The following is a 12,558-nucleotide window of genomic DNA, read 5'->3' on the forward strand; positions in this document are numbered from 1 at the left end:
CGCCACAAGCCCGGCTTTCCCTTGCATGATTCAGGCCGGCTGCGCCTGTGCGGCGTCGAGCGCACGCCGGACGCCCGCGTCGCCGAGCACGTCGTCGAGCGTCTTGCGCACGCGCTCGAACATCAGGTCGAATTCGCCTGCCGTGAAGCTCAGCGCCGGCGCGAAACCGAGCGTGCCGTCGCCGAACGCGCGAAACACCACGCCATTCGCGTACGCTGCCGCGGCGATCTTGTCGGGCACGTTCAGCGCGGCATCGAAGCGCGTCTTGCGCGTCTTGTCGGCCACCAGTTCGAGCGCGCCGAGCAGGCCGACCGACCGTGCGTCGCCGACGAGCGGATGCGCGCGCAGCGCGTCGAGGCCCGCCGCGAAGCGCGGCGCCATCGCCTGGCCGTTCGCGAGCAGGCCGCCTTCGTGATACAGCTTCAGCACTTCGAGGCCGATCGCGGCGCTGACCGGATGCGCGGAATACGTGTAGCCGTGCCCGACCACGGCCGAATCGGCGCGGCTGCCGGCGATCCCTTCGTAGACGGCGTCGGACATCAGTACGGCCCCCATCGGCGCATAGCCGGCGGTCAACCCCTTCGCGACGGTCATCAGGTCCGGGTCGACCTGCTCGGTCTCGCACGCGAACAGCGGGCCGGTGCGGCCGAAGCCCGTGATGACCTCGTCCGCGACGAACAGGATGTCGAGGCGCCGGCACGCGTCGCGCATCGCCTTCAGCCAGCCGGGCGGGGGAACGATCACGCCGCCGGAGCCTTGCACCGGTTCGCAGAAGAATGCCGCGACGTTCTCCGCGCCGAGTTCCGCGACCTTCGCCTCGAGCGCCGCGACCGACGCGGCGATCAGCGCCTGCGGATCGTCGCCGAGCGGATGGCGGTACGGGTAGGGCGACGGAATGTGATGCTGGCCGGCGCGCGGCAGGTCGAAATGGCGATGGAACGCGGGTAGCGCGGTGAGGCCGGCGCCGAACGACGACGAGCCGTGATAGCCGCGCTCGAGCGCGATCATCTGCTTCTTCGACGGGCGGCCGGTCGCGTTGAAATAGTGCGTAATGAAGCGGACCGCGGAATCGACCGCGTCCGAACCGCCGAGCGTGAAGTACACGCGGTTCAGCGACGGCGGGGCGAGTGCGGCAAGCCGCTCGGCCAGTTCGATCGCGGGCTGCGAGCCGAAATGGAAATAGCCGGTCGCGTACGGCAGCTTCGCCATCTGCTCGGCGGCGGCTTTCACGATGCTGTCGCGACCGTAGCCGACGTTCACGCACCACAGGCCCGAGAACGCGTCGAGCAGCGTGTTGCCGTCGCCGTCGCGCAGGAATACGCCGTCGGCGGATTCGAGCACGGTGACGCCGCGCGCCTCGTGCGCACGGTAGTTGACGACGGGGTGGATCAGATGTTGACGATCGGCTTCGATCAGCGCGGCTCGGTTCATGGCAGGCAGGACTCTCGTCGGGTGTCAGCGGTGAGTTCATGCTACCGAGCGAGAAATCGGCACGCGCCTTCAATTTGCAGTCGGAAACGTATGGACGCGGCGTTTGCACGGGGCGCTGCGGCATTTTCTGCTGCGCCCCTGCACCGGTGCGGCGGCTGGCCGGCGCGGCTCAGTAACCGCGCGTGCGATCGACGACGCCGACCATCGGCTGGCCCGCGCGATGGCGCGCGAGGTTCGCGAGTACGGCGTCGACGGCCGTGTCGGGGCGCGTCGCGCTGGCGATGTGCGGCGTGATGCGGATGCGCGGATGCGACCACAACGGGTGGCCGGCGGGCAAAGGTTCGGGGTCCGTCACGTCGAGGATCGCGCTGTCGAGATGGCCGCGGTCGAGCGCCGCGAGCAGCGCGGTCGCATCGAGCTGCGGGCCGCGCCCGACCTGCACAAGCGAGGCGCCGGCCGGCAGCGCGTCGAACACGCGCGCGCCGAGCAGCCCGCGCGTATCGGCGGTGAGCGGCAGCAGGCAGATCAGGATGTCGGTGCGGCCGAGGAAGCGGTCGAGCGCCGCGTCGCCCGCGTAGCAGTCGATGCCGTCGAGCGTGCGCGGTGTGCGGCTCCAGCCCGCGCACTGAAAACCGAAGCGCCGCAGCGTGTCGAGCACGGCCTGGCCGAGTGTGCCAAGCCCGAGCACGCCGATGCGCCGCGACGCGGCCGGCCGTACCGGCCGCTCGCGCCATACCTCGGCGCGCTGCTGCGCCGCATAGTCGAACAGGTCGCGGTGAATCGTCAGGACTGCCTGCGTCACGTACTCGACCATGCCTTCGACGATGCCCGGTTCGATCATCCGGACCACCGGAATGTGGGCAGGGATGCGCGACAGGTCGAACTGGTCGATGCCCGCACCGACCGAGAACACGATCTCGAGATTCGGCAGCAGCGCGAGCGGATCGTCCGGCGGTTGCCATGCAGCGAGGTAGCGCACCGCGTGCGGGTCGCCGATATCCGGCCAGATCCGGAATGCAAGCTCGGGCGCCTGTTGCGCGAAGCGCTGCGCCCACTGCGTGCCGCGCACCGGGTCGGCCTTGTAGACGAAGCTCGTCGTACGCATCGCGCCGGCTCAGCCGAGCGCCTGGTTGACGATCGCGAACGCGCGCAGCGCCGGATCGCGCGCGGGCGCTGCGCCGCGCGCCATCGCGACGACGGTATCGACGCGCGGCAGGCCCAGTCCCTGCAGCCAGTCCGACAGCCCGCTGTCGCCCGGTACGTCCAGGCGCACGAACATGCCCTCGTGCAGCGCGAGCCAGTGGCTGATGAGCGCCTGCGCGCGCAGCGCGTCGGGCGCGACCACCGGCCCGATCACATGGCCGCGGCCGAAGCGGCGAAACAGCGAGAAGCCGAGCAGCTCGCCGTCGCGGTCAAGCGCGATGCCGTTGGCGACGCCGAGCAGCGCCTCGATCACCGCGCCGCGCTCGTAGCCGGCCGCGCGCGACGCGAGCGCCGCGAGGCGCGGTCCGTCGTTCGTGCCGAGCGGCCGCAGGCGCTCGCCGGGCGGCAGCGAGATCAGCGGCGGCTGGAAGGCGGCGCCCTGATGCTGGTCGATCGTGCCGATCGCTTCGAAGCCGAATTTCACATAGAGCGGTTCGCCCGACGGTGTCGCATGCAGAAAGATCGTGCGCGCGCCGAGACTGTCGACGACGCGGGCGAGCAGTTCGCGGCCGATGCCGCGGCCCTGGCGCTCGGGCGACACGATCACCATGCCGAGCGATGCGTGCGAGTCGTCGAAGCGCCAGCCGAGCGCGGTGCCGACGACGCCGGTCGCGTCTTCGGCGGCAAAGCCGCTGCCGAGCTCGGCGGCGAAGCGCCAGTCGTCGAGCCGATGCGGCCACTTGACCGCTTCCGACAGACGATGCGCGGCGGGCAGGTCGGTGTCGGCGAACGGGCGATAGATGAGCGTGCTGGAAGGATTGAGGTCGGACACGCCGGACTCCGGATGGGTAGGAATGACATATCGACTCTGCCAGCGACAGCGCGGCGCGGATAGGACGATTCGCCTGTTTTCCGGCCGCGGCGCATGGCGTGGCGAAATCGACGCAAACCGGCGCGTTCGGCGGCCGCGAACGCGCGGCGGGTGCCGGCACGGCGGTTCGTTCCGGCAGCTTCTGCTGCGCGCATGCCACTACGATGAAAACGCGGCGGCGCCGCGGCCCGCGCGCGACCCGCGCCGCGCCCGAGCACACCGCAGATCGTGCTGCCCGCGGCGTGCAACACGCGACGATTGTGCGTTTCGAGCGGCGTCGAACGATGCGCGGCGGATTTTTTGCCCTGATTCAATTGTGTTCAATCCCAGCCCGTCCCCGGCCCTGCCGGGGCTTCACACCGACAGGACGTCACCATGATCCAATTTGAACCGAAGTTCATCACGTTCGACTGCTACGGCACGCTGACCCGCTTCCGGATGGCCGAGATGGCGCGCGAGGTCTATGCGGACCGGCTTTCGCCGGTCGCAATGGAGGAATTCGTGCGCGCGTTCGCCGCCTATCGGCTCGACGAGGTGCTCGGCGCATGGAAGCCGTATCGCGACGTCGTCGTCAACGCGATCCGCCGCACCTGCGCGCGGGTCGGCGTGAAGTTCGACGAAGCCGAAGCCGAGCGCTTCTATCTGGCGGTGCCGACCTGGGGCCCGCATCCGGACGTACCGGCCGGCCTGTCGCGCCTCGCGAGCAAATACAAGCTGGTGATCCTGTCGAACGCGTCCGACGATCAGATCATGAGCAACGTCGACAAGCTCGGCGCGCCGTTCCATGCGGTCTTCACCGCGCAACAGGCGCAGTCGTACAAGCCGCGGATGCAGGGCTTCGAATACATGTTCGGCAAGCTCGGCTGCAAGCCGGAGGACGTGCTGCACGTGTCGTCGAGCCTGCGCTACGACCTGATGACGGCCGAGGATCTCGGCATCAAGCACAAGGCGTTCGTCAACCGCGGCCACGAGCCGGGCACGCCGTTCTACAACTACTACGAGGTGTCGGACATCGGCCATCTCGCGACGCAGCTCGGCCTGTAAGCGAAGCGTCGGCCGCACGGCATCGCGCCGCGCAGCCTGCTGCCGGCCTGCCGCGAGGCCCGGGAAAACCCGGGCGCTCGCAGGCCGTCCGCATCGGAAGATCGCGCGCCTTGCGGATCGTCTCGCGCAGCCGCGCGCGCCGAATCCGATCGCATCGTCTTCGCCCGATGCAGACGTGCCGGTGCCGCTCGGCAACGGCATCGCCCGCCACGTTGCGCCGGCGGCGCGCGGGCGCGGCAATCTTCCGATCGTTTCGAGGTCGCGCGCGCCGCGCATCGAGCAAATGGCGGTGCACCGGCGGACGCAGCAAATCATGCTGCGCAGGCGGTTCAAAACGGTCGAATCGTATCGTGCAGCCGCCGTGAATCGCGACAACCCGCATTTTGGCGATGCTTAAATGAAATCCATGCGCACGACGTTGCGAGCGCCACCAGCAGGCGGACGCGACGGGTTTCTCGAATCACGCTGGACCCCAGGACCCACTTTCCACAGTCAGGAGCAGTTCGGATGAGCGACGATATCGACAACGGCGGCAAGGGTGGCTTCACGCGCCGCGACATGATGCGGGTCATGGCAGCGAGCGGCATGATGGCCGTCGGCGGCGGCGGACTGCTGATGGACGCGCAGTCGGCCTTTGCCGCACCCGCGCCGAAGCGCGGCGGCAAGATCCGGGTCGCGAACGAATCGAGTTCGACGGCCGATACGCTCGACCCGGCCAAGGGCTCGACGGGCGCCGACTACATCCGCTTCTTCATGTTCTACAGCGGCCTCACGCAGCTCGACGCGAGCCTGACGCCGCAGATGAACCTGGCCGAGTCGCTGCAGACGAGCGACGCGAAGACCTGGATCATCAAGCTGCGCAAGGGCGTCACGTTCCACGACGGCAAGCCCGTCGGGCCGGCCGACGTCGTGTTCTCGCTGATGCGCCACAAGAACGCGGCCACCGCGTCGAAGGTCAAGACGCTCGCCGACCAGTTCGCCGACGCGAAGGCGAGCGGCCCGGACGAAGTCACGCTGACGCTCGTCAGCGCGAACGCGGATCTGCCGGTCATCCTCGCCACGCCGCAGCTCGTGATCGTCAAGGACGGCACGACCGACTTCACGGCCGGCATCGGCTGCGGACCGTACAAGCTGAAGTCGTTCAAGCCGGGCGTGTCGACGATCGGCGTGCGCAACGACAATTATTTCAAGCCGGGAATGCCGTACCTCGACCAGATCGAGCTGATCGGCATCACCGACAGCGCCGCGCGTCTGAACGCGCTGCTGTCGGGCGACGTGCATCTCGTGAACGCCGTCGATCCGCGCTCGACGCAGCGTGTCGCGTCGGCTTCCGGCTATGCGCTCAGGGAAACCAAGTCGGGCCTCTATACCGACCTGATCATGCGCAGCGAGAATCCGGTGACCGCGAACCCGGATTTCGTCGAAGGAATGAAGTACCTGTTCGACCGCGAGCAGATCCGCACCGCCGTGTTTCGCGGCTATGCGGTGATCGGCAACGATCAGCCGATTCCGCCGGGCCATCGCTACTTCAACGCATCGCTGCCGCAGCGGGCACACGATCCCGACAAGGCGAAGTTCCTGTTCCAGAAGGCCGGCGCGCTCGGCGTTTCGCTGCCGCCGATCTATGCGACGTCCGACGCGAACGGCTCGGTCGAGATGGCCGTGCTGCTGCAGCAGGCCGGCCAGAAGATCGGGCTGAACCTGCAGGTGAACCGTGTGTCGTCCGACGGCTACTGGTCGAACCACTGGATGAAGCATCCGCTCGGATTCGGCAACGTCAATCCGCGCTCGAGCGCCGACGTGCTGTTCACGCAGTTCTTCAAGTCGGATGCGCCGTGGAACGAATCGGGCTGGAAGAACGCGAAGTTCGATCAGCTGCTGCTCGCCGCGCGCTCCGAGACCGACGACGCCAAGCGCAAGCAGATGTACGGCGAATTGCAGGCCATCGTGTCGCAGCAGGGCAGGATCGGCATTCCGGCGTTCATCAGCTTCCTCGATGCATACGACAAGCGGCTCGCGGGTCTCGGCTCGATCCCGACCGGCGGGATGATGGGCTTCATGTTCGCCGAGCATGTCTGGTGGAACGCTTGACGCCGCGACGTGCCGCCGTCGCGCGGCCGGTACGGGCAACCGCCCCGGCCGCGCGCGATCTTTCCGGGAGTGCCGCTTCATGAACCGAATCCTGCTCGGGCTGATCGGCCGGCGCATCGCGGTCACCGCGCTGACGCTGCTGATCGTGTCCGCGATCATTTTCACGATCACGAACCTGCTGCCGGGCGATGCCGCGCAGGCCGCGCTCGGCCAGTCCGCGACGCCGGAAACGGTCGCCGCGCTGCGTCAGCAGTTCGGTCTCGACATGCCGGCTCACGTGCGCTATGTGCACTGGCTCGCCGGCCTGCTGCACGGGGATTTCGGCCGCTCGCTGTCGGGCGACATGCCGGTGTCCGAAATGATCGGCGGGCGCCTGCCGAAGTCGCTGGCGCTCGCCGCGATCACGACCGCCGTGTCGGTGCCGATCGCGCTGCTGCTCGGCATTCTCGCGGCGGTCAAGCGCGAATCGGTGGTCGATCGCGTGATCAGCCTCGGCACGCTGTCGCTCGTCGCGACGCCGGAATTCCTGATCGCGACGGTCGCGGTGCTCGTGCTCGCCGTGAAGCTGCACTGGCTGTCCGCGCTGTCGTACAGCGGTCCGATCGAAAGCGTTCACGATTTTCTGCGCGCCTATGCGATGCCGGTGCTGACGCTGTGCGCGGTCGTGATTGCGCAGATGGCGCGGATGACGCGGGCGGCGGTCATCGAGCAGCTGAGCGCGTCGTATGTCGAGATGGCCGTGCTCAAGGGCGCGAGCCCGGCGCGCGTCGTGCTGCGCCATGCGCTGCCCAACGCGATCGGTCCGATCGCCAATGCGATCGCATTGAGCCTGTCCTACCTGCTCGGCGGCGTGATCGTCGTCGAGACGATCTTCAACTATCCGGGCCTCGCCAGCCTGATGGTCGACGCCGTCGGCAACCGCGACTTCCCGCTGGTCCAGGCGTGCACGCTGATCTTCTGCGTCGCCTACCTGATGCTCGTGCTGTTCGCCGACCTCTGCTCGATCGTGTCGAACCCGCGACTGCGGACCTGAACGGTCCCGTCCCTTTTTCGAGATGCCGCCCATGCACCCGACCGAACCCGTTCACCGCAGCAGCGCGCTGCCGCCGTCCGGCGAGCCGCGCTCGCCGTGGGGTGGCGCGACGCCGCCCGCCGCGCCTTCCCCCGACCAGCCGCGCAAGCGCCGCCGCGCCGCGCGCGCGAAACTGACGACCGGCGGCCGGGTCGGCTTGTCGATGGTCGGCCTGATGCTGTTCATCGCCGTGTTCGCGCCGCTGCTTGCGCCGCACGACGTCGGCGCAATCGTCACGCCGGACGTGTTCGCGCCGTTCAGCGCGAAGCTGCCGTTCGGCTCGGACTTTCTCGGCCGCGACATGCTGAGCCGCATTCTGTACGGCACGCGGCTGACCGTGCTGCTCGCGCTCGCGGCCGTGCTGCTCGCCGCGGTGACCGGCACGACGCTCGGGCTGCTCGCCACCGTGTCGGGCCGTGCGGTCGACGAGACGATGAGCCGGCTGCTCGACGCGCTCACGTCGATTCCGTCGAAGATGTTCGCGCTGATGTTCGTCGCCGCGTTCGGCTCGTCGCTGCCGCTGCTGATCCTGACCGCCGCGGTCAGCTACATGCCGGGCTCGTACCGGATCGCGCGCGCGCTGGCAATCAACATCAGCACGCTCGAGTTCGTGCAGGTGGCGAAGGCGCGCGGCGAAGGCGCGCTGTACATCGCGTGCGTCGAGATGCTGCCGAACATGATCCATCCGATGCTCGCGGATACCGGCCTGCGCTTCACGTTCGTCGTGCTGCTGCTGAGCGGTCTCAGTTTTCTCGGGCTGGGCGTGCAGCCGCCTTACGCGGATCTCGGTTCGCTCGTGCGCGAGAACATCGCGAGCCTCGGCGACGGCTCGGCCGTCGCGATCATGCCCGCGGTCGCCATCGCGATCCTGACGGTGGGCGTCAACCTGATGATCGACGGCTTGCCGCATCGCGGCCGCCGCAAGGGCGCGGCCGGCGCCGCGGGAGGACACTGATGCAACACGAATCGAACCCGCTCGTCGAGGTGCGCGGGCTGCGCGTGGTCGGCGGCCGGCCGGGCGGCGAGGAAACGACGATCGTCCACGGCGTCGACTTCGAGATCCGGCGTGGCGAAGTGCTCGCGCTGATCGGCGAATCCGGCTCCGGCAAGACGACGATCGCGCTGTCGCTGATGGGCCATGCGCGCGCCGGCTGCCGGATCGCCGGCGGCTCGGTGAAGCTCGGCGGCACGGACGTCTGCACGCTGTCCGCGGCCGCGTTGGCGGCGCTGCGCGGCCGCAAGGTCGCGTATATCGCGCAGAGCGCCGCGGCCGCCTTCAACCCGTCGCGCACGATTCTCGACCAGGTGATCGAAAGCGCGCTGATCCACCGGACGATGACGAAGCGCGACGCGCAGGCGAAGGCGGTCGAACTGTTCCGTGCGCTCGCGCTGCCGGAGCCGGAAACGATCGGCAAGCGCTATCCGCACCAGGTCTCGGGCGGCCAGTTGCAGCGCCTGATGGCTGCGATGGCGCTGATCACCGATCCCGAACTCGTGATTCTCGACGAGCCGACCACCGCGCTCGACGTGACCACGCAGATCGACGTCCTGCAGGCGTTCAAGAACGTGATCCGGCGGTGCGGGATGAGTGCGGTGTACGTGTCGCACGACCTGGCCGTGGTCGCGCAGATGGCCGACCGGATCGTCGTGCTGAGCGACGGCGTGATTCGCGAGGCCGGCGACACCGAACAGATTCTGCATGCGCCGACGCATCCTTACACGCAAAGCCTGATCGCGGCGGTCACGCCCGGCGACGCCGAACGCGACGCGGCACCGCAGCGAGCCGCACCGGTGCCGCTGCTCGACGTGCGCGGCGCGATCGCCGGGTACGGCGGCCGCACCGCGACCGGTTGGCCCGCGAAGGTGATCCTGCACGAAGTGGACCTGCGCATCGGCCGCGGGCAGACGGTCGGCGTGATCGGCGAATCGGGCTCCGGCAAGACGACGCTCGCGAAGGTGATCGCGGGCCTCGTGCCGGCGACGGGCGGCGAGATCCTGCTCGACGGCGAGCCGCTCGCGCGCGATATCGGCAAGCGCACCAAGGAGCAACACCGTCGCGTGCAGATCGTGTTCCAGAACGCCGATACCGCGCTCAATCCGGTGCATACCGTCGAGCGCACGCTGGCGCGGCCGCTGGCGTTCTATCACGGGATCAAGGGCGCGCGTGCGCGGCAGCACGTCGCGGAACTGCTCGAACTCGTGCGGCTCCCGCAGGCGGTGGCCGAGCGGCGCACCGGCGAGCTGTCCGGCGGCCAGAAGCAGCGCGTGAACCTCGCGCGCGCGCTTGCGGCCGAGCCCGACCTGATCCTGTGCGACGAAGTCACGTCGGCGCTCGATACCGTGGTCGGCGCCGCGATCATGGACCTGCTGCGCGACCTGCAGGCGAAGCTCGGCGTGTCGTACGTGTTCATCACGCACGACATCGCGAAGGTGCGTGCGATCAGCGACGACATCGTCGTGCTGTATGCCGGCCGTCGCGTCGAAACCGGCAGTCGCGATGCGCTGTGCGCACCGCCTTACCACCCGTATTCGCACCTGCTCGTGTCGTCCGCGCCCGAGCTGCGCGCGGGCTGGCTCGATGACGCTGTCGAGCGCTGTCATCGGCCGCTGGTGCCGATCGGCGCGAGCGCGGACGACGCCGGGCTGTGCCCGTTCCTGGCGCGCTGCGCGATGCGGGTGGACGGCGTATGCAACCGGACGGCGCCGGCGCTGCGCACGCTCGACAACGGCGCGCAGGTGCTGTGCCATCGCAGCGAGGAGGATCTCGCGCGCTTCCAGGCCGAACCGGTGCAGGCGGGCGTCGCGCCGGTGCAGCCGGTGCGGCTGTAGCGCGCGACGCGTCGACCGTGCCTCGCCCGGGGCGAGGCGGCCGGCGTGCCGCATAGTCTGCTGCGACGGTCGCGCAAAACGGCGATTTGTACGCGTGCGGTGCGCGAATACGCGGTAACTGCGCTTTTTGACGGTGATTAAATGACTTCCAGTGAACGGTCGCCGCTCGTCGTCGCCGGAATGCTCGAAAAGGACCCGATGAAATTCGAATCGTACTGGCTGGATACTCGCCCCGCGTTTCGCGCCGGTTGCGAGGGGCCCGTCGAAGGGCGCGCCGACGTGGTCGTGATCGGCGGCGGCTTCACCGGCCTGTCGGCGGCGCTGGCGCTCGCACAGCGCGGCGTATCGGTGATCGTGCTCGAAGCCGCGCAGGTCGCGGGCGAAGCGTCCGGCCGCAACGGCGGCCAGTGCAATACGGGCGTTGCGCAGGATTATGCGTCGCTTGCCGCGCGCATCGGCGCCGAGCCGGCGAAACAGTTCTATCGCGCATACGAAAGCGCGGTCAGGAGCGTCGAGACGATCGTTGCCGAGCACGCGATCGATTGCGACTTCCGGCGCGCCGGCAAGCTGAAGCTCGCCGCGAAGCCGCAGCATTTCGCCGGGCTCGCGAAGACGTTCGAAACATTGCGGCGCGATGTCGATCCGGACATCGAACTGATCGAGCCGTCGCGGATTCGCGACGAGGTCGCCTCGGACGGCTTCTACGGTGGGCTCCTGCAGCGCAATGGCGCGCAGATGCACATGGGCAAGTTCGGCGTCGGGCTCGCGCACGCCGCGGTTCGGGCCGGTGCGCGCATCTACGAGCACGCGGCCGTCACGCAGCTGAAGCGGCTGGAAGGCGAGCGCCACGCGATCACGTGCGCGCGCGGCACGATCGTCGCCGACCGCGTGCTGGTGGCCACCGGCGCGTCGCAGCATGGGCCGTTCGCGTGGTTCCGGCGACGCATCGCGCCGGTCGGCAGCTTCATCGTCGTCACCGAGCCGCTGCCCGACGCGCAGCTCGACAGGCTGTTCCCGCATCGGCGTGCGTACGTGACGTCGCGCCAGATCGGCAACTACTTCCGCGTGACGCCCGACAACCGGCTGCTGTTCGGCGGCCGCGCACGCTTCGCGATGTCGAGCCCGCGCTCCGACGCGAAGAGCGGGGAAATCCTGCGCGCCGGCATGGCCGCCTATTTCCCCGAGCTGGCCGACGTGCGGCTCGATTACTGCTGGGGCGGGCTGGTCGACATCACGGCCGACCGGCTGCCGCGCGCGGGCCAGCATGACGGGCTCTATTACTCGATGGGCTACAGCGGCCACGGCGTGCAGATGTCGGTGCACATGGGCCGCGTGATGGCCGACGTGCTGTACGGCGCGGCCGCGTCGAATCCGTGGCGCGAACTCGCGTGGCCGGCGATGCCCGGCCATTTCGGGCACGCGTGGTTCCTGCCGATCGTCGGCGCGTATTACCGGATACAGGATTTCCTGCACTGAAGCGAGCGCCGGAGGGGAATGAAGATGAAAGTGCGTTTCGTTTGCCCGATCGAGGGCCTTGCCGCGCCGGCCGCGGTCGTGCAGGCGGCGGCATGAGGGCGGCCAGCATGCTCGACCTGCTTCACGACGCGGCCGACGGCGCGACGCCCCGCACATCGCGGGTCGCGCGGCCCGTATCGCCGGCGATCGGCGATGTGCTGCGCACGATCGACGCATCGTTTGCGCAGCCGCTGAATCTCGACACGCTCGCGGCGGTGGCCGGCTTGAGCGTATCGCGCTTCACCGCGCGCTTTCGCAGCGAGACCGGCTTGTCGCCGCATCGGTATCTGTGCCTCGTGCGGGTGCGGCGCGCGCAGGACCTGTTGCGCGCCGGTCTCGCGCCATCGGTCGTCGCGACCGACGTCGGGTTCTTCGACCAGAGTCACCTGTGTCGGCATTTCCGGCGCGTGCTCGGGATCACGCCGCGCGACTACGTGGTTGCGCGCCCCGGTGGCACGCCGGCGCGAACCGCGTCGGCGCGCACACGCACCGCGCATCGCGAAGCGTCGTGTCGCGCCGCGTAGGCACAAGGGCGGAGCGGGAGACGCTGGCGGTTTCGGGC

At 69.0% G+C, this 12,558-nt stretch carries 11 protein-coding genes; 8 read left to right on the top strand and 3 right to left on the bottom strand.

Translation table 11 applies throughout. The features are described from left to right. Positions 1 to 30: 30 nt before the first annotated feature. From WS57_RS24935 to WS57_RS24945, 3 genes are all read right to left on the bottom strand, one after another. A complete protein-coding gene (locus tag WS57_RS24935; protein ID WP_009693097.1) occupies positions 31 to 1,431 on the bottom strand; it encodes an aspartate aminotransferase family protein in 1,401 nt (466 codons plus the stop codon). A gap of 169 nt (positions 1,432 to 1,600) precedes the next feature. Next, positions 1,601 to 2,536: a 2-hydroxyacid dehydrogenase gene (locus WS57_RS24940; RefSeq protein ID WP_069244957.1), complete on the bottom strand. Its 936-nt coding sequence runs from the start codon at positions 2,534 to 2,536 to the stop codon at positions 1,601 to 1,603. A 9-nt stretch (positions 2,537 to 2,545) separates the two neighbouring features. Next, positions 2,546 to 3,406 (bottom strand): GNAT family N-acetyltransferase, encoded by an 861-nt coding sequence (locus tag WS57_RS24945; protein ID WP_069244958.1) that lies wholly within the window; start codon positions 3,404 to 3,406, stop codon positions 2,546 to 2,548. A gap of 414 nt (positions 3,407 to 3,820) precedes the next feature. On the opposite strand from WS57_RS24945, the gene WS57_RS24950 reads away from it, so the two are divergent. The 8 genes from WS57_RS24950 (at position 3,821) to WS57_RS24985 (ending at position 12,520) form a co-directional block, all read left to right on the top strand. Then, the gene (locus WS57_RS24950; protein ID WP_059482432.1) at positions 3,821 to 4,489 is read left to right on the top strand and encodes a haloacid dehalogenase type II; all 669 of its coding nucleotides are present in this window, start codon (positions 3,821 to 3,823) and stop codon (positions 4,487 to 4,489) included. Positions 4,490 to 4,664: 175 nt separating this feature from the next. Further along, positions 4,665 to 4,886 carry a hypothetical protein gene (locus WS57_RS24955; protein WP_069244959.1) on the top strand — a complete coding sequence of 74 codons (222 nt, stop codon included), beginning with the start codon at positions 4,665 to 4,667 and terminating at the stop codon, positions 4,884 to 4,886. Positions 4,887 to 4,996: 110 nt separating this feature from the next. Next, positions 4,997 to 6,580, top strand: coding sequence for an ABC transporter substrate-binding protein (locus tag WS57_RS24960; protein ID WP_009693088.1), 1,584 nt, complete (start codon positions 4,997 to 4,999; stop codon positions 6,578 to 6,580). Positions 6,581 to 6,659: 79 nt separating this feature from the next. Further along, the gene (locus tag WS57_RS24965) at positions 6,660 to 7,613 is read left to right on the top strand and encodes an ABC transporter permease (protein ID WP_059482429.1); all 954 of its coding nucleotides are present in this window, start codon (positions 6,660 to 6,662) and stop codon (positions 7,611 to 7,613) included. A 31-nt stretch (positions 7,614 to 7,644) separates the two neighbouring features. Then, entirely contained in the window at positions 7,645 to 8,607 is a 963-nt protein-coding gene (locus tag WS57_RS24970; RefSeq protein WP_059482427.1) for an ABC transporter permease, read from the top strand. Continuing rightward, entirely contained in the window at positions 8,607 to 10,481 is a 1,875-nt protein-coding gene (locus tag WS57_RS24975; RefSeq protein WP_069244960.1) for an ABC transporter ATP-binding protein, read from the top strand. Before WS57_RS24970 ends, WS57_RS24975 begins: the two co-directional genes overlap by 1 nt. Positions 10,482 to 10,622: 141 nt before the next feature. Continuing rightward, positions 10,623 to 11,957: an NAD(P)/FAD-dependent oxidoreductase gene (locus tag WS57_RS24980; protein WP_069244961.1), complete on the top strand. Its 1,335-nt coding sequence runs from the start codon at positions 10,623 to 10,625 to the stop codon at positions 11,955 to 11,957. Positions 11,958 to 12,064: 107 nt separating this feature from the next. Further along, positions 12,065 to 12,520 (top strand): helix-turn-helix domain-containing protein, encoded by a 456-nt coding sequence (locus WS57_RS24985; RefSeq protein WP_069244962.1) that lies wholly within the window; start codon positions 12,065 to 12,067, stop codon positions 12,518 to 12,520. The last annotated feature ends 38 nt before the right edge of the window (positions 12,521 to 12,558 follow it).

Source organism: Burkholderia pseudomultivorans (assembly GCF_001718415.1).
In the GTDB taxonomy this organism is placed as follows: Bacteria; Pseudomonadota; Gammaproteobacteria; order Burkholderiales; family Burkholderiaceae; genus Burkholderia; species Burkholderia pseudomultivorans_A.

Coding starts and splice junctions, on each gene's coding strand:
- WS57_RS24960 (WP_009693088.1), top strand. CDS start 4,997: ATGAGCGACGATATCGACAACGGCGGCAAGGGTGGCTTCACGCGCCGC.
- WS57_RS24985 (WP_069244962.1), top strand. CDS start 12,065: ATGCTCGACCTGCTTCACGACGCGGCCGACGGCGCGACGCCCCGCACA.
- WS57_RS24975 (WP_069244960.1), top strand. CDS start 8,607: ATGCAACACGAATCGAACCCGCTCGTCGAGGTGCGCGGGCTGCGCGTG.
- WS57_RS24935 (WP_009693097.1), bottom strand. CDS start 1,431: ATGAACCGAGCCGCGCTGATCGAAGCCGATCGTCAACATCTGATCCAC.
- WS57_RS24950 (WP_059482432.1), top strand. CDS start 3,821: ATGATCCAATTTGAACCGAAGTTCATCACGTTCGACTGCTACGGCACG.
- WS57_RS24965 (WP_059482429.1), top strand. CDS start 6,660: ATGAACCGAATCCTGCTCGGGCTGATCGGCCGGCGCATCGCGGTCACC.
- WS57_RS24980 (WP_069244961.1), top strand. CDS start 10,623: ATGACTTCCAGTGAACGGTCGCCGCTCGTCGTCGCCGGAATGCTCGAA.
- WS57_RS24940 (WP_069244957.1), bottom strand. CDS start 2,536: ATGCGTACGACGAGCTTCGTCTACAAGGCCGACCCGGTGCGCGGCACG.
- WS57_RS24970 (WP_059482427.1), top strand. CDS start 7,645: ATGCACCCGACCGAACCCGTTCACCGCAGCAGCGCGCTGCCGCCGTCC.